The organism is Streptomyces sp. bgisy130 (assembly GCF_057708345.1).
This window is the reverse complement of record NZ_JBYISA010000068.1, coordinates 1-16,096: the sequence shown is the minus strand read 5'-3', so window position 1 is coordinate 16,096 and position 16,096 is coordinate 1. Positions and strand designations below refer to the sequence as shown.

The following is a 16,096-nucleotide window of genomic DNA, read 5'->3' as shown; positions in this document are numbered from 1 at the left end:
CCCTCCGGCCCGTCCCCTCCCGTTGGGGGTGGGGAAAGGAAGGCCGGTGAGGGGGTTCGGCTGTGGCGATTGACGGGAACCGTCAATGGCCGGATAGCCTCCTAATCCTCACGGGGGTACGAGAGCGCCTCTGCCCCGACCATCTCGCGAGGGGCGGAGAATGATCGAGGCAGTCGGCCTGACGAAGCGCTACGGCGCCAAGACGGCCGTGTACAACCTGTCGTTCCAGGTGCGGCCGGGTACGGTGACCGGCTTCCTGGGGCCCAACGGCTCCGGCAAGTCCACGACGATGCGCATGATTCTTGGGCTGGACGCACCGACCTCGGGGCGGGCCACCATCGCCGGCCGTCCCTTCCGCAGCCTCCCCAACGCGCCGCGCCAGGTGGGCGCACTGCTCGATGCCAAGGCCGTGCACGGCGGGCGCAGTGCGCGTCAGCATCTGCTGTCGCTCGCCCAGGTCTCCGGCATTCCGGCCCGCCGGGTCGATGAGGTGCTCGGGGTGGTCGGGCTCCAGGAGGTCGCCGGGCGGCGCTCCAAGGGCTTCTCGCTCGGGATGGGCCAGCGGCTGGGCATCGCCGCGGCGCTGCTCGGCGACCCCCAGGTGCTGCTCTTCGACGAGCCGGTCAACGGGCTCGACCCCGAAGGCATCCTGTGGGTGCGCAATCTGATGAAGCAGCTGGCGAGCGAGGGCCGTACGGTCTTTGTCTCCTCGCATCTGATGAGCGAAATGGCGCTGACCGCCGAGCACTTGATCGTGATCGGCCGGGGGCAGCTGCTGGCGGATATGTCCGTGAAGGACTTCATCTCGGCCAACTCCGCCGATTTCGCCCGGGTCCGTACCCCGGACACCGAGCCGGAGCAGCGCGAGAAGCTGACCGCCGCGATCGGTGAGGCGGGCGGGCAGACCGTGCCCGAGCCGGACGGTGCGCTGCGGGTGACCGGGCTGCCGCTGCCCCGCATCAGCGAGCTCGCGCATCAGGCCGACGTCCGGCTGTGGGAGCTGTCGCCGCACCAGGCGTCCCTGGAAGAGGCGTATATGCAGATGACGCAGGGCGTCGTCGACTACCGCTCGACGGCGGACGCGCGGGCCGGTCTTCAGGAGGCCCCCGCCGGGTACGCCCCGCAGGGGTACGCGGGCGGGCCGGGGTTCGCGCCCGGTCAGCCGGTTCCCGGTCAGGTCCCGGCCGGTGTTCCCGGTCAGGTTCCGGCCGGTGTTCAGGGGCAGCCGAATCCGTATGCCCAGCAGGCGCCCGCTCCCGGGCCGGGCTATCCGCCGCCCGCTCAAGGTCACCCGTACGGGGCCCCCGAGCAATACGGTGCGCCTCACCCGTACGGGCAACAGCCCGCCGCGCCGATGCCGCCCGCGGCTCCCGCCGCCCCCGCCGACCTGCCCACGCCCCACCACGAGGACGCCCGATGACCAGCCCTCAGCAGCCGCAGCCCCAGCCGCAGCCTGAGCGCGGACCCCACGACACCGGCGCACACGAGCAGCCGGTGCCGGCCGCGCCGCCGATGCCGCCCGCGGCGCCGCCGACCGCACCGCACCAGCCGCAGGGGGCGCCGCCGCAGGCGCCGCCCGCCCAGCAGCAGCCCGGTCAGCAGCCGGCACCGGAGCAGCCCGCGCCCCCCAAAGAGGCCGGCACGATGATGCTTCAGGCCCAGCCCGCGCCCGAGCAGCCCGCGCCCGCCAAGGAAGCGGGCACGATGATGCTCCAGGCCCAGGGCGCGGGACCCGCGCAGGGCCCGGCGCCCGCCCAGGCCCAGGCGGCCCAGGCTCCGGCCCAGCCGCAGCACGGGCAGGCGCCCGCTCAGGGCCCGGCGCCCGCGCAGCCCGCCCCGGCCAAGGAGGCCGGGACGATGATGCTCCAGGCGCAGCAATACCCCGAGCCGCGGCCGCTCGCGGCGCACGGGCCGGGCAAGGACGCGGGCACGATGATGCTCCAGGCGCCGGTCCAGGCCCCCGCGCCCGCCCAGGCCCCCGCGCCGCCCTACGCCCAGCCCCAGGCCCAGCAGCCCCACGCCCAGCAGCCCCACGCCCCGCAGCCGCCGGCCCCGCAGCACCCCCAGCCGGCCTACGCCGGCGCGGGTGGCTATGTCTCGCCCATCCCGGTGCGGCCCACCCACCTCGGCCATGCGCTGCTCTCGGAGTGGACGAAGATCCGCTCGCTGCGCTCGACGATCTGGACGCTGGGCGTGATGCTGCTGCTCTGCGTCGGCATCGGCCTGCTGGCCGCCCTCGCGGCGGGCTCGGACCGCGAGCTGGACCCGGTGCTGGGCCTCGGCTTCGTCGGTGTCCTGCTCGGCAGCCTGTGCGTGATCACGCTGGGGGTGCTGTCGATCTCGTCCGAGTACGGCACCGGCATGGTCCGTACGACGCTGACCGCCTGCCCCAGCCGGGTACGGATGCTGACCGCGAAGGCGATCGTCTTCTTCACGCTCGCCCTGGTGATCACCACGGTCGCGACCGGCCTGGTCGCGCTGCTCGACAGCGCGATGCTCAACGGCCCCGCGCCCACCGCCGACCAGTGGCTGCGCGCCACCGTCGGCGCCGGTCTCTACGTCGCGCTGCTCGGTCTGCTGGCGCTGTCCGTCGGCACCCTGCTGCGGCACTCGGCGGGCGCCATCAGCACGATGATGGGCCTGGTGCTGCTGCCGATGCTGCTGGCGCTGTTCCTTCAGGGCGAGAGCCTCAAGGACGTCCAGCAGGCGCTGATCGAGTACTCGGTGCCCAGCGCGCTCGCGACGCTGTACGACATCCCGTTCCTCAGCACCGGCCCGACCGGCTGGACTCCCGTGTGGATCCTCGCCGGGGTGACCGCGGTGGCGCTGGGCGGCGCCTACGCCGCCCTCCTTCAGCGCGACGTCTGACGCCGCCCGCCCTCAGTAGCGGGGCGCATTCCGGGACCGCTGGAGCCGCGCGCTCCGGCGGTCCCGTGCGTTCCAGCACGCCTTGTGCCAGTGCCGGCGGTCGTCGACATCGCCGTGCTGCGGCCAGGCGACGACATGCGGCACCCCGGGCGGGATCTCCTGGTCGCAGCCGGGGCAGCGGTAGTGCTTGGCCGCGCCGCCGCCGCCGACCAGCCGGACGACCCAGTCCTCGCCGCGCCATTCCTCGGTACGTTCCAGGCCGTAGCGGTCACCGCCCGTGCGGTCGACGGGCTTCGCGCCGCCCTGCTGGCGGTTTCGACGCGGAGACACAGAGCACCTCGGAGAGTTACGGGGTCACGGGATGTCACCAGCGTACGCGGCGCGGTCACGGCCGAACCCCCCTCGGCAGGATTCTGCGATCATCGGGAAATTTGCCGTCAGGCCGTGCCCTTGGCACGTGTCACACGTTGTTGCCTGTAAGGGGGAGTCGCGTCGGCTGCGAGGAGGCAGAGAGCGATGCGCGTTGGGGCTTTCATCCTGGCCGCTCAATTCCCCGGTCAGGGACAGGGGGAAGCACTGCACCGCGCGGTGCGCTCCGCGGAGATCGCGGAGGAAGCCGGACTCGACGATGTCTGGCTGGCGGAACACCACTTCGTACCGTACGGCGTCTGCCCGAATGCGGTGACGCTGGCCGCGCTGCTGCTGGGGCGGACCCGCCGGATCGGCGTCGGGACGGCGGTGAGCGTGCTGCCGACCCAGCATCCGGTGGCGCTCGGTGAGCAGGCGGCGCTGCTGCATCTCACCTCCGACGGCCGGTTCACGCTCGGCGTCGGGCGGGGCGGGCCGTGGGTCGATCTGGAGGTGTTCGGCTCCGGGCTCGCCGCGTACGACCACGGCTTCCCGGAGTCACTCGATCTGCTGATGCGCTGGCTGCGGGAGCCCCGGGTGGGCGCGCAGGGCGAGCGTTATGCGTTCCGGGAGGTGGCGGTGGTGCCCCGGCCGGCCGAGGCACTGACCGATCCGGACGGGTCGGGTCCCCCGGGCCCGCCGGTGGTGGTGGCCTGCACCTCCGCCTCGTCGGTCCGTACGGCCGCGGAGCGCGGGCTGCCGATGCTGCTGGGCATGCACTGCGGCGACGAGGAGAAGGCGGAGATGGTTGCGCTGTGGCGGTCGGCCGCCCTGGAGGCCGGGCGGGACGGCGACGAGGTCGCCGCGGCCGGGCATGTCTCGGCGGGCGTGGTGCAGATCGCCGACGCCCGCAGGGCGGCGGCGGAGACCCTCACGAAGGCGATGCCCGGCTGGCTCCAGCAGGGCCTGGGCGCGCATGTGACGGTCGACGGCCGCTATCGCGCGATGCGTGATCCGCTGGCCTATACGGAGCTGCTGTGCGGGCTGCATCCCGTCGGCCCGCCGCAGCTGTGCGCCGACCGGCTGGCGGCGACCTCGGAGCGTACGGGCATCACCCGGTTCGCGCTGCTCGTCGAGGGCTCCGGCGACCTCGCGGCGACGGAGGAGAACGTGCGCCGGCTGGGCGCGGAGGTCCTGCCCCAGCTCGGGTGACCGGTCCGGGTGCGCGGCCGGTGTGCGGGTGACCGTGGCGTGCGGTGGCGCCGTACGCGAAGGCCGGCGTGCTGTGAGTGGTGCTGCCGCTGGCGCACGGCACGGTGCGTGTCACAACCGTGTGCGCAGCGGCAGCAACTCCGTTCAGCAGTCGCGGAGTTCGGGCGACTGGTTCAGCAGCTGACCGCGGATGGACGTGAAGCGGGTCAGACGGTCGTCCACCGCCGGGTCGAGCGGGAAGACCGCGACCCGGTGGCAGTTCTGAAAGGCGAGCCGCACACCGAAGTGCCGCTCCAGCGAACCACGGATGGCGTCACTCGCCAGCGCGCGCAGCAGCTGGCCGCGCGCCTGCTCGTCCGGCGGCGGCGTCTGATTGTCGGCGAACTCTCCGCCGTCCACCTTCAGCTGGGCCACCAGAGAGCTGATCATCCCCCATGCGAAGGGCAGGGAGGTCCGGACGCAGTCGACAAATGCGGCTTCGTCGACCTCGCCTCGCTCGGCCTGTTCGAGGAGGGCCGGTGAGACGTCGAGCGACATGAGGTTCTCCTCTCGCGGCCCCGCCGGGACGGACGGGGCCTAGGGACGGGACAAGGGGCTTTGCGACGGAGCGTGTTCGCCTCACAACCCCCCGCTTCAACGGTATGCCGCGCAAGAGGCCCGCACCAGGAGATTGCACATACAACCGGCCATTGGCGAGCGCCGGGGGTGCGGGGATTTCCCCCGTAAAGACACCGTGATCCAGGGCGAATCGCGTAGGTGGCCCCTGGTCGAGTAGCGTGACGCCCCATGCGTCTCGTCATCGCCCGCTGCTCCGTGGACTACGCGGGCCGGCTCACCGCCCATCTCCCTTCCGCCCCTCGCCTCATCCTGGTGAAGGCGGACGGCTCCGTCTCCATTCACGCGGACGACCGCGCCTACAAACCCCTCAACTGGATGTCGCCGCCCTGCACTCTCAAGGAGGGCGACGGTGAGGTGTGGACGGTGGAGAACAAGGGCGGCGAGAAGCTCATCATCACCCTTGAGGAGGTCATGCACGACTCCTCGCACGAGCTCGGCGTCGACCCGGGCCTCATCAAGGACGGTGTGGAGGCCCACCTCCAGGAGCTCCTCGCGGACCGGATCGAAACCCTTGGTGAGGGATACTCCCTGATTCGGCGTGAATACCCCACTGCCATTGGCCCGGTGGATATCTTGTGCCGGGACGCCGATCACCAGACCGTCGCCGTCGAGATCAAGCGACGCGGTGAGATCGACGGTGTCGAGCAGCTGACCCGCTATCTCGAACTCCTCAACCGCGACCCGCACTTGGCGCCGGTGAAGGGCATCTTCGCAGCTCAGGAGATCAAGCCGCAGGCGCGGGTGCTGGCCACCGACCGCGGTATCGGCTGTGTGGTGCTGGACTACGACGCACTGCGCGGCATCGAGGACGACAAGCTCCGCCTGTTCTGACCCCGCCGGCTCTCCTGGAGGGCGGCACAGCGCAACGGCCCGGCAGTTGACCGGGCCGTTGCGCTGTTGTGTGCCGGATGGATTCCTGCGGGCCGTCAGGCGGCCGGGGAACTCCCCGTGCCGGAGGAGGTAGCCGTGCCGTCCGACGGGCTGCCGCCGGAGGGTGCGGTGCCGGAGGTGCCGCTCGCGGAGGGGCCGCTGGGCAGGGGGCCTGAGGCTGAGGGGCTCCCGGAGGTCGGCTTCTGCGTCGGCTTCTCGGTGGGCGCCGTATCCGACGGCGAGGGGTCGGTCGGCTCTTCCGTCGGCGTCGGGCCGCTGGGCTCGTCCGTCGGCGGGTGCGTGGGACGGGTCGGCCGGCCGGTGGGGGTCGTCGGCCGCCCGGTCGGGCGCGTCGGGTCGGCCGTCGGGTCCGGCGATCCGGTGGCGGGATCACTGGGCGAGCCGCTGGCGGAGGGGCCGCTCGCCGAGGGCGACGGGCGGTCCGGCTGGCCGGCGGTGCCGGGCTGGGACGTGCCGGAGCCGGTGGGCGGCTGACCGGTGTCCGTGGCGGACTGCTCGGCCGGCAGGTCGCTGTCCTCGCCGTCGTCCGTGGTCTGTTCCGTGTTGACCTTGTCGTTGTGCGGGTCGTCGTCGCCGCCCGTCGCCCCGATGGTGACGACGGTGCCGAGGACAGCCGCCAGCAGGGCACCGGCGCCCGCGGCGACCACATTGCGCCGCGCCCCGCCGAAGACCCGCCGGACGCCCTTGCCGGTGCCGTCACCGCTGCCGGTCACGGCCGGGACGCCGGTGGTGGTCCCGGCCGTCGCGGCGGCGCTGCGGGCCACGAGCGTGGCCGCGGCCCGCTCGGCACGCGGCTTGTCCAGCTTCGCGGTCGAGGCGGTGTCGAACGGCGTGGCGGGGGTCTTCGCGGTGCCCGGCCGTCCCGCGAAAGCCGCGGCCGTCGGCAGGGCCGTGGTGGCCGCCGCCGCGGAGTCGGCCCGCGTACGGTCGGTGACCAGCGCCAGGGCGCGCCGGCCGGCCACCGCGCCATTGCGGTCGGAGAGCACCCCGCGCAGCCCGATGGACGCCTCCAGCTCGGCGCGCGCCCGGTCGAGGCTGCCGGTGCACAGGGCCAGCACACCCAGCTCGTGGTGGAAGTACGCCTCCTCGGCGACCTCACCGGCGAGCCGGGCGGCCTCCTGGCCGTGCCGCAGGGTGCGCTCCCAGGCGCTCCAGTGCAGTGCCGCGGCGAAGGCCGGGGCGGCCGTACGGGCCAGCAGCACGGCCGCGCTGGCGTGTCCGCTCTCCCGGCTGCCGGTCAGGACGCCCATCGCGGCCAGCACCACATCGGACTCGGCGGCGGCCCGCTCGGGGCTCACCGAGGGGTGGCCGGCCCACCAGGCGTAGTGCTGGGCGACGGTGTGCGCCCGCCCGGCCGCCCCGTCCGCGTAGCCGGCCGCCGTCAGCTGCTCCTGGACGGTGACGGCGAGCCGGTAGTGCCCGCCGGCCGGGGTGAGCAGACCGCAGGCCAGCAGCTCGCCGAGGGCGGCGTCGGCGTGGGTGTCCTGGGTGAGGGCCGGCAGATGCGCCTGGTGCGGCAGCTCGCCGCCGAGCGCGACGGCGAAGCGCAGGGTCTCCCGGGCGGCTTCGGTCAGCCGCGAGGCGAGCAGCGCGGCGGGTGCGGCGGCCTCGCCGAGCGACGGCAGCGCCGCCTCCGGGCTCTTCGCGGGATCGGCGGCCGGCTCGTCGGTGCCGTCCTCGGGGAAGAGGCCGTAGCCGTCGTCGAGGGCGCCCGGTCCGGCCTGTGTCCGGTCGTACTGCCGCAGCAGGGCGGCGGCCTGGACGAACCGCAGCGGCAGGCCCTCGGACTCGAACCAGAGGTCGGCGGCCCAGGCTTCCTCGTCGTCGGTGAGCGGCCGGTCCACGGCGCGCTCCAGCAGCCGGCCGCAGCCGCCGCGGCCGATGCCGCCGAGGAAGACCTCTTCCAGGTGCGAGCCGGCGCTGGGGGCCGCGACGTCGGGCGTGGCGGCGATCAGGAAAGCGCACTCGGGGGTGGCGTCGAGCAGCTCGTCGAGCGCGGCGCCGCCGAATTCCAGGTCGTCCAGGACGACGATCGCGCCGATCTCGGCGACCATGCGCAGCATCTCGGGCCGGTCGGGGCGGTGCTGCGGGGCCCGGTAGACGGCGGCGAACAGCGCGTACAGCAGGTCGGCGGAGGTGCGGTGGTAGCCGGAGAGCCGGATGACGCCGTCGGGGGCGAGGTCGCCGCAGGCGGTGGCGACGGCGTCCAGCAGCCGGGTGCGGCCGGAGCCCGAGGGGCCGGTGACGCGGACGGAACGGCCGCGGGAGAGCAGCCGGACCAGGCGCTCGGTGTCCTCGGTGCGCTCTTCGAGTGCGGTCTCGGGGCCGGCGATTCCGGTCGGGCCCGGCGGCAGCGGGGGCGCGGCGGCGAGGGCGGCCGCGACGCGCTCCCCGGGGTCGAGTCTGCCGGGGGCCTCGGGGCGCTCCCCGGGCGGGCAGGGCTCTATCTCGCTGCCGTCGACGGGGTTGACGGTGACGAGGTAGCGGCCCGCGACGAGCCGGACGACGCGGGCCCGTTCGGCGGAGCCGCTCTGCGCGCCGCCGAACGCGGGGGTCGGCGGCACGGCAGGGCCGCCCTGCTCGCCGTGTTCCTCAGGTCCCCGGTGAGTGTTCGGGTCCATGCTGCAAGCTCCCAGATGCTTCGTTCCGCTCCGCCTCCGCCTCCGCCCAGCGTCCTCGGTCCAGGAGGCGGAGCGGCGTGCCGACCGCGCTTCCGGCTGTCCGCACTCCCCCGGCACCGGCAGCTCGTCCTCAGTCGCGGCCGGTCCGGTGCCCACCACGGTTGATGACATACGGGCGGGAACCGAACCTTAGACCTGGACGGCGGCCGGTGCACCGCCGGGGGCGGGTCCTGACCGGAACTTCCGCAATTGCGCGGTATCGCGCCGTTTACGACATTTCCGTCGCACAGTTCTGCATTCTTCGGACTCTTTGCCCTGCGAGTCCGATCGCTCCCCGGGTGCCCGTGAAGCCGTCGGGCGGCGCACCGCCCTTGCCTCACACCCGGGGAACCGATTCCGCTTCGATACCGCCCTCGATCGCGAGGATGCGGTGCAGCCTGGTGGCGACCAGCAGGCGCTGCATCTGGGGCGGCACTCCGCGCAGCACCAGCCTGCGGTTGACCCGGCCGGCGCGACGGTGCGCGCCCATGATCACGCCGAGGCCGGTGGCGTCCCAGGAATCCAGTTCGGTCAGGTCCAGCACGAGATCGCCCCGACCGGAGTCGACGGCGGCGTGCAGGGCCGTACGGGCGTCCGCCGCGCTGCGGACGTCAAGGCGGCCCCCGACGACCAGCTCGGCGTGGTCGCCCCTGATGTGCATATGCGCTCCCCGATGTCATGGGTGATGAAGCCTGGACGTCTACAGATCTGACTGCCTCTCGCGCGGCGAAGTTGCCGCCTGTAAGCGAACCGATACCGAATTCACCCCACGGGGTGACGCCATCAGGCCGATGGGCCTGATGCGGCATCAGTGCTCGTAGAAGCCCTGCCCACTCTTGCGTCCGATATCGCCCGCATCGACCATCCGACGCATGATCTCCGGCGGGGCGAACTTCTCGTCCTGGGACTCGGTGTAGATGTTGTCGGTGGCGTGCAGCAGGATGTCGATGCCCGTCAGGTCGGCGGTGGCCAGCGGTCCCATCGCATGGCCGAAGCCCAACTTGCAGGCGGTGTCGATGTCCTCGGCGCTGGCCACGCCGGATTCGTAGAGCTTGGCGGCCTCGACGACCAGCGCCGAGATCAGGCGGGTGGTGACAAAGCCGGCCACATCGCGGTTGACGACGACACAGGTCTTGCCGACCGACTCGGCGAACTGCCGGGCGGTGGCGAGGGTTTCGTCGCTGGTCTTGTAACCGCGGACCAGCTCGCACAGCTGCATCAGCGGCACCGGCGAGAAGAAGTGCGTACCGACGACCCGCTCGGGACGGGTGGTGGCCGCGGCGATCTTGGTGATCGGGATGGCGGAGGTGTTGGAGGCCAGCACCGCCTCGTCCTTGACCAGCTTGTCCAGCGTCTGGAAGATCTCCCGCTTGATCTCGATCCGCTCGAAGACGGCCTCGACGACGATGTCCGCGTCGGCGGCGGCCTCCAGGTCGGTCGAGGTCGTGATGCGGGCCAGCGCCTGCTCGGCGTCGGACGCCGCCAGCTTGCCCTTGGCGACGAACTTCTCGTACGAGGCCTCGATGCCACCCTTGCCCCGGGCCAGCGCCTCGTCCGTCACATCGCGGAGAACCACGTCCCAGCCCGCCTGGGCGGAGACCTGCGCGATACCGGATCCCATGAGTCCGGCGCCGATGACGGCGAGCTTCTTTGCCACTGCTGTCCCCTCACACCCTGTGCATTTGACGGTCCTGGGTGACGTTAGCGGTCGTGAGCGATCCTTTGGAGGGTAAGAGATGCGCGTCACGTCTCAGATGACGGACATCACACCTCAGGGGCGCGCCCGCGGGGAACGAACCGGACAGTCCGCCGTCAGCCGGCCGCCCGTACGGCGTAGTTGAGGACCTTTTCGCCCAGGAGTTCTTCCATCTCGTCGAGCAGGACCAGGGCCTCCCGGGAGACCTCGGCGGGCTTGCGGCCGGCCAGCATCTCCTGCGCGATCCACCCCATCAGACTCTGGTGCACCCAGCCGATCTGGCCCGCCATCAGGCCCGGCAGCGGATCGCCGGCCGGGGCTCCGGTCTCCTCCCGGAGGGTTTCCTCCAGGTTGGTATGGATCTCCTGCTGGAGGTACCAGAGCCGCGCCTTGAGGGTGGGCGCCTCGCTCACCACCCGCATGAACTGGTCGTACCCCTCGATCAGCCCGACCCGCGGCGAGACCGCCTCGACCTCTTCGCGCAGTTCGCGCAGGACGGCGGCAGCCGCGGACTCCCCCGCCGCCCGGCCCCGTACGAAGCGGCAGAGCCGGTCCACGATGCCCTTGCTCCGGTCGAGGAAGAGGTCCTCCTTGGCCGGGAAGTAGTTGTAGACCGTGTTGACGGAGACATCGGCGGCCTCGGCGATCTCCGCGATGGTCACCGCGTCGAAGCCGCGCGCCAGGAAGAGGCCGGTGGCCACGTCCGAGATGTACTGGCGGGTCTGCCGCTTCTTCCGCTCCCTGAGCCCCTCTGCCATGCCCATCACCCTACCCCTCACTGGGTGGACTGCATTTTTGGGGGCGTTGCAATTTTTCAGTCCCTCTGTTTTTCTAAGGGCATGCCAGTCCTCAGCGCGTCCGGACTCGCCCGGACCTTCACCACCAAACGCGGCGCCGTCGAGGCCGTCCGCGGTATCGATCTCACCGCCGAGCGCGGCGAGATCCTCGGCTTCCTCGGCCCCAACGGCGCCGGAAAGACCACCACCCTGCGGATGCTCACCACCCTGCTCGCGCCGACCGGCGGCACCGCGACCGTCGCCGGCTGCGACCTCGTCCGCGACCCGGCGGGCGTCCGCCGCGCCGCCGGCTACGTCGCCCAGTCCGGCGGCGTCGACCCCCACATCTCCGTACGGGAGGAGCTGGTCACCCAGGCCCGCCTCTACCGCCTCGGGAAGGCCGAAGCCCTGGCCCGTACCGAGGAGCTGGCCGCCGACCTGGGTCTGGACGGGCTGCTCGACCGCAAGACCGCGACGCTCTCCGGCGGTCAGCGACGCCGGCTGGACATCGCGATGGGTCTCACCCACCGCCCCCAGGTGCTGTTCCTCGACGAGCCCACCACCGGACTCGATCCGGGCAGCCGCGCCGATCTGTGGGACCTGGTCCGCCGGATCCGCGCCGAGCACGGCACCACCGTCTTCCTGACCACGCACTACCTCGACGAGGCCGATGCCCTGGCCGACCGGCTGGTGATCGTCGACAAGGGCGTGGTGGTCGCGGAGGGCACCCCGGAGGCCCTCAAACGCACCCATGCCGGCTCCCCCGACGCCTCCCTCCAGGACACCTTCCTCGCCATCACCGGCACCGCCCCCGCACCCCGGGACCAGACCCCGGTCGCCCTCTAGGAGCTCGCCTTGTCCGCCCTGCTTTCCGACACCGCGCTGGTCTTCGGGCGGTACGCCCGCCAGACCCTGCGCTCCCGGCTCCAGATGCTCTTCGGGGTGCTGATGCCGCTGCTGTATCTGCTCTTCTTCGGGCCGCTGCTCACCGAGCTGCCGCTGTCCTCGTCCGGCAGCTCCTGGCAGGTGCTGGTGCCCGGACTGCTGCTCCAACTCGCTCTGTTCGGGGCCTCGTTCTGCGGTTTCGGCATCATCGTCGAGAAGCAGTACGGGGTCGTGGAGCGGATGCGGGTGACCCCGGTGAGACGGCTGGCGCTGCTGCTGGGGCGGGTGCTGCGGGACGCCCTGCTGTTCGTCTTCCAGGCGGTGCTGCTGGTGCTGGCCGCGCTGGCCATGGGGCTGCGCGCGCCGCTGCCCGGCATCCTCATCGGCTTCGCCTTCGTCGCCGTGCTGACCGTGGCGCTGGCCTCGCTGTCGTACACGCTGGCGCTGAAGGTGAATTCCCCGCAGGAGTTCGGGCCGGTCATCAACTCCCTCACCATGCCCTCGATGCTGCTGTCCGGGCTGATGCTGCCGATGGCCCTGGGGCCCACGTGGCTCGATGTGCTCTCGCACTTCATGCCGTTCCGCTATCTCGTGGACGCGGTGCGCGCGGCCTTCGTCGGCGACTACACCTCCTCGGCCCTGCTCTACGGCGTACTGGTGGCGGTCGCGTTCGCCGCGCTGTCCGTGACCTATGGCACCCGGGCCTTCCGCAGGTCCGCGGCGTAGGCTCGCCCATATGGTGAATCTGACGCGCATCTACACCCGCACCGGCGACAAGGGCACCACCGCCCTCGGCGACATGAGCCGTACCGCCAAGACCGATTCGCGGATCGCGGCGTACGCGGACGCCAATGAGGCCAATGCGGCGATCGGCGTGGCCCTGGCGCTCGGCTCGCTCCCCGAGGACGTCGCCGCGGTGCTGCTGCGGGTGCAGAACGACCTGTTCGACGTCGGCGCGGACCTGTCGACGCCGGTGGTGGAGAACCCCGAATTCCCGCCGCTGCGCGTCGAGCAGAGCTATATCGACAAGCTGGAGGCCGACTGCGACCGCTTCCTGGCGGAGCTGGAGAAGCTGCGCAGCTTCATCCTCCCGGGCGGCACGGCCGGCGCCGCGCTGCTGCACCAGGCGTGCACGGTCGTCCGCCGCGCCGAGCGCGCCACCTGGGCGGCCTTCGAGGAGCACGGCGAGACGATGAACCCGCTCACCGCCACCTACCTCAACCGCCTCTCCGACCTCCTGTTCATCCTGGCCCGTACGGCCAACAAGGAGGTCGGGGACGTGCTGTGGGTACCGGGCGGGGAGCGCTGACCGGGGCTCGTTCCCGGTCAGCCGAAGCCGACGGGCCACGGGCCGCCGGGGTAGCCGGGGAAGCCGCCTAGCGGAGCGTCTTCTGCGGCGGCCGTGCCGCTTCCCCGTCGTCGGCGGTGGCCGGGCCCGGGTCCTTCTTCCGCCAGATGAGGTAGGTCAGCGCGATCACCCCGTGGACGGCGACGATCCGCAGGGCGGTCAGCTGCCACTCGTGCAGCGAGCGGGTGTCGCCGCCGTCGCCGACGTACCAGGTCGCGAGCTGGAGCAGGCCCGCGGCGACCGCGGCCATCACCACCGTGCGCACCCACAGCTTCCCCTCGTGCCGGGCGCGGGCGAGTCCGTAGCGCGGCGGCTTCACCGGCGGCGGGCCGCCCGCGAAGCGGTGCGCGAAGTGTCCGTCGACCCACTTGATCGTGTAGTGGCCGTAGGCGACCGTGAAGCCGATGTAGACCGCGGCCAGCCCGTGTTTCCCGTCCGCCGTCGCCCCGTTCTTCAGGTCGATCGCCGTGACGATCAGCAGGACCAGCTCCAGCAGCGGCTCCATCAGCAGCACCGCCGCTCCGGTGCGCGGCATCCTTGCCAGGTAGCGCAGCGCCAGACCGAGCGCCAGCAGTACCCAGAAGCCGACCTCGCAGGCCACGATCAGCACGACGATCACGGCGGTCTCCTTTCCGAACCCTCCACCGAACGTCTCCAGCCTCGCAACGGTCCCCGGCCGCCACCTCGTCGCACGCGATGATCCGGGGCTGCAACTTTCGATGTAGCGCGCTCCGCACGGGGATGAGCCGGACGTGGCGGCAGCGGGCCCCGGAGCCGTGTTGGATGGTGGGTGACCGCCCCCTCGGCGACCCGGGAGAACCGCATGCAAGGTCTGGCCGAAAGACGCCGCCCGACCGGGCTCATGGGGGCGGCGTGGCCCGACCTGGGGGAGGAAGCACAACGATGACAGGCGCCGGCACACCGCCGATCCGGGTCCTCGTCGCCGAGGACCAGTCCTCCGTACGCGCCGGACTGGTCCTCATCCTGCGTTCCGCCCCCGACATCGAGGTCATCGGCGAGGCGGAGGACGGCGTCGAGGCGGTACGGCTCGCCCGCGAGCTGCGCCCCGACCTCGTCCTCATGGACATCCAGATGCCCCGCCTCGACGGGGTCTCGGCCACCCGGCAGGTGGTCTCCGAGCGGCTGGCGGATGTGCTCGTACTGACCACCTTCGACCTGGACGAATATGTCTTCGGGGCGCTGCGGGCGGGGGCCGCGGGCTTTCTGCTCAAGGACAGCGACGCGGCCGCGCTGCTGACCGCGGTGCGCACCGTGGCGTCCGGCGAGGGGCTGATCGCACCGGCGGTGACCCGGCGGCTGATCGCGGAGTTCGCCAGCCCGCGGACGGCGGGGCGGCCGGCGCGCGAGGGCGCCGCCCCGGACCTGGCGGTCCTGGACGCGCTGACCCCGCGCGAGCTGGAGGTGCTGGGCTGTCTGGGCCGGGGGCTGTCGAACGCCGATATCGCGCTACGGCTGGCGATGGCGGAGGCCACCGTGAAGACCCACGTCAGCCGGCTGCTGGCGAAGCTGGACCTGCGCAGCCGGGTGCAAGCGGCCGTACTGGCACAGGAGTTGGGAGTGGACGGGCCGTAGGGGGCGGTCGAACACTTCCCGTAGGGGGCACACGCCCCCCTTCGGGGCCACAACGCGACGGGCGCGCGAGTATTCCCGCGGCCCCTCGGATCAAGCCGGTTCAAGCCGGATCAAGCCGGATCAAGCCACATTCACCCTCTGCCCGGGCGGGGCCGCCTCCAGCCAGGCGAGGAAGCCGGTGAGCGCGTCCTCGCTCATCGCCAGTTCCAGGCGGGTGCCACGGTGCCGGCAGGCCAGCACGAGGGAGTCGGAGAGCAGCGCCAGCTCCTCCTCGCCCTGGGGGGTACGGCGCTCCAGGACCTCGATGGCGGAGCGCTCCAGGAGATGGCGGGGCCGGGGCGCGTACGAGAACACCCGGAACCACTCGATCCGGTCTCCGTTGTAACGCGCCACACCGTAGATCCAGCCCTTGCCGCCGGTCTCGTTCTCCGGGACGTTCCAGCGCAGGCTGCAATCGAAGGTGCCACCGGAGCGCTGGATGAGCCGGCGCCGCAGTCCGAAGACGAACAGCCCCAGCAGCACCAGCACCACGACGATGCCGCTCACAAGCAGAGCGAGGAACATCTCGACCGACCTCCTCGCCTCGAAGGGTGTCCCCCCGCGCCGTGAGGGCGCGAGGGAGGGAAACGCACCTGCATTGCCTCAGCCGCGGGCCGCTCCGGAGGTTTCCGGGCAGCCCGCGGCTGAGGATCGATCTCTTCGGTGGCGGGGCTCAGTGAACGCCCGTCACCGAACGCAGCCGGACATCGGCGCGACGCTCGGCGGCCGCGTCAGCGTCCGACTTCGCTCGCTCCAGGGCCCGCTCCGCGCGCTGGACATCGATCTCATCCGACAGTTCCGCGATCTCCGCGAGCAGAGACAGCTTGTTGTCGGCGAACGAAATGAAGCCGCCGTGCACCGCGGCGACGACGGTGCCGTCCCCGCTCTCGCCGGTCGTACGAATCGTCACCGGGCCCGACTGCAGCACGCCGAGCAGCGGCTGGTGTCCGGGCATGACGCCGATGTCGCCCGACGAGGTGCGCGCGACGACCAGGCTGGCCTCGCCGGACCAGACCTGACGGTCCGCGGCGACCAACTCGACGTGCAGCTCAGCCACGATGGCTCCTCGGGTCTCCACCTGCCTGGCTCGGCAGATGTTGGGTCAAATACTAGTGGTCGTACGGGCCGGGGGGGGGGGGGGGGGGCCCCCGGGGCGGGGGTG

The 16,096-nt window shown here is 72.2% G+C and carries 17 protein-coding genes; 8 read left to right on the top strand and 9 right to left on the bottom strand.

The features are described 5' to 3' along the window. The first annotated feature begins 160 nt into the window (after positions 1-160). The gene (locus tag AC3EUV_RS37065; RefSeq protein WP_432145917.1) at positions 161-1,420 is read left to right on the top strand and encodes an ABC transporter ATP-binding protein; all 1,260 of its coding nucleotides are present in this window, start codon (positions 161-163) and stop codon (positions 1,418-1,420) included. A gap of 515 nt (positions 1,421-1,935) precedes the next feature. Further along, a complete protein-coding gene (locus tag AC3EUV_RS37060) occupies positions 1,936-2,868 on the top strand; it encodes an ABC transporter permease (RefSeq protein ID WP_432145928.1) in 933 nt (310 codons plus the stop codon). Between the two features lie 12 nt (positions 2,869-2,880). Here the strand turns inward: AC3EUV_RS37060 and AC3EUV_RS37055 are convergent, their stop codons facing one another. Then, positions 2,881-3,198: an ATP/GTP-binding protein gene (locus AC3EUV_RS37055; RefSeq protein ID WP_432145918.1), complete on the bottom strand. Its 318-nt coding sequence runs from the start codon at positions 3,196-3,198 to the stop codon at positions 2,881-2,883. A 186-nt stretch (positions 3,199-3,384) separates the two neighbouring features. Between AC3EUV_RS37055 and AC3EUV_RS37050 the strand changes: the two genes are divergently transcribed. Then, on the top strand, positions 3,385-4,428 hold the full coding sequence (locus tag AC3EUV_RS37050; RefSeq protein WP_432145919.1) for an LLM class flavin-dependent oxidoreductase: 1,044 nt from the start codon (positions 3,385-3,387) through the stop codon (positions 4,426-4,428). A 144-nt stretch (positions 4,429-4,572) separates the two neighbouring features. Here AC3EUV_RS37050 and AC3EUV_RS37045 read toward each other — a convergent pair whose 3' ends face one another. Beyond that, complete coding sequence (locus AC3EUV_RS37045; RefSeq protein WP_085922944.1) at positions 4,573-4,965, bottom strand: SCO5389 family protein; 393 nt, start codon at positions 4,963-4,965, stop codon at positions 4,573-4,575. Between the two features lie 249 nt (positions 4,966-5,214). Here AC3EUV_RS37045 and nucS point away from each other — a divergent pair, with 249 nt between their 5' ends. Continuing rightward, the gene (gene nucS / locus AC3EUV_RS37040) at positions 5,215-5,877 is read left to right on the top strand and encodes an endonuclease NucS (protein WP_168481398.1); all 663 of its coding nucleotides are present in this window, start codon (positions 5,215-5,217) and stop codon (positions 5,875-5,877) included. 95 nt (positions 5,878-5,972) lie between these two features. On the opposite strand, the gene AC3EUV_RS37035 is transcribed toward nucS, so the two are convergent. From AC3EUV_RS37035 to AC3EUV_RS37020, 4 genes are all read right to left on the bottom strand, one after another. Next, positions 5,973-8,558 carry an ATP-binding protein gene (locus tag AC3EUV_RS37035; protein WP_435604809.1) on the bottom strand — a complete coding sequence of 862 codons (2,586 nt, stop codon included), beginning with the start codon at positions 8,556-8,558 and terminating at the stop codon, positions 5,973-5,975. Between the two features lie 376 nt (positions 8,559-8,934). After that, positions 8,935-9,258, bottom strand: a complete 324-nt coding sequence (locus AC3EUV_RS37030) for an STAS domain-containing protein (RefSeq protein WP_042148793.1) — start codon at positions 9,256-9,258, stop codon at positions 8,935-8,937. A 147-nt stretch (positions 9,259-9,405) separates the two neighbouring features. Next, the gene (locus AC3EUV_RS37025) at positions 9,406-10,254 is read right to left on the bottom strand and encodes a 3-hydroxyacyl-CoA dehydrogenase family protein (RefSeq protein WP_387244081.1); all 849 of its coding nucleotides are present in this window, start codon (positions 10,252-10,254) and stop codon (positions 9,406-9,408) included. A gap of 155 nt (positions 10,255-10,409) precedes the next feature. Next, positions 10,410-11,051 (bottom strand): TetR/AcrR family transcriptional regulator, encoded by a 642-nt coding sequence (locus tag AC3EUV_RS37020; protein WP_432145922.1) that lies wholly within the window; start codon positions 11,049-11,051, stop codon positions 10,410-10,412. A gap of 81 nt (positions 11,052-11,132) precedes the next feature. Here AC3EUV_RS37020 and AC3EUV_RS37015 point away from each other — a divergent pair, with 81 nt between their 5' ends. The 3 genes from AC3EUV_RS37015 to AC3EUV_RS37005 are packed head-to-tail and all read left to right on the top strand — an operon-like array spanning position 11,133 to position 13,263. Next, positions 11,133-11,915: an ABC transporter ATP-binding protein gene (locus AC3EUV_RS37015; protein ID WP_432145923.1), complete on the top strand. Its 783-nt coding sequence runs from the start codon at positions 11,133-11,135 to the stop codon at positions 11,913-11,915. A 9-nt stretch (positions 11,916-11,924) separates the two neighbouring features. Next, positions 11,925-12,680, top strand: a complete 756-nt coding sequence (locus AC3EUV_RS37010; RefSeq protein WP_435604808.1) for an ABC transporter permease — start codon at positions 11,925-11,927, stop codon at positions 12,678-12,680. Positions 12,681-12,690: 10 nt separating this feature from the next. After that, on the top strand, positions 12,691-13,263 hold the full coding sequence (locus AC3EUV_RS37005) for a cob(I)yrinic acid a,c-diamide adenosyltransferase (RefSeq protein WP_042148781.1): 573 nt from the start codon (positions 12,691-12,693) through the stop codon (positions 13,261-13,263). 67 nt (positions 13,264-13,330) lie between these two features. On the opposite strand, the gene AC3EUV_RS37000 is transcribed toward AC3EUV_RS37005, so the two are convergent. Next, positions 13,331-13,921: a hypothetical protein gene (locus AC3EUV_RS37000; RefSeq protein WP_432145925.1), complete on the bottom strand. Its 591-nt coding sequence runs from the start codon at positions 13,919-13,921 to the stop codon at positions 13,331-13,333. Positions 13,922-14,205: 284 nt separating this feature from the next. Between AC3EUV_RS37000 and AC3EUV_RS36995 the strand changes: the two genes are divergently transcribed. Then, positions 14,206-14,895, top strand: coding sequence for a response regulator (locus AC3EUV_RS36995; protein ID WP_435604807.1), 690 nt, complete (start codon positions 14,206-14,208; stop codon positions 14,893-14,895). A gap of 120 nt (positions 14,896-15,015) precedes the next feature. On the opposite strand, the gene AC3EUV_RS36990 is transcribed toward AC3EUV_RS36995, so the two are convergent. Next, on the bottom strand, positions 15,016-15,459 hold the full coding sequence (locus AC3EUV_RS36990; protein WP_042148772.1) for a DUF2550 domain-containing protein: 444 nt from the start codon (positions 15,457-15,459) through the stop codon (positions 15,016-15,018). Between the two features lie 148 nt (positions 15,460-15,607). Continuing rightward, positions 15,608-15,991 carry a F0F1 ATP synthase subunit epsilon gene (locus tag AC3EUV_RS36985; RefSeq protein ID WP_085922935.1) on the bottom strand — a complete coding sequence of 128 codons (384 nt, stop codon included), beginning with the start codon at positions 15,989-15,991 and terminating at the stop codon, positions 15,608-15,610. Positions 15,992-16,096 lie beyond the last annotated feature (105 nt).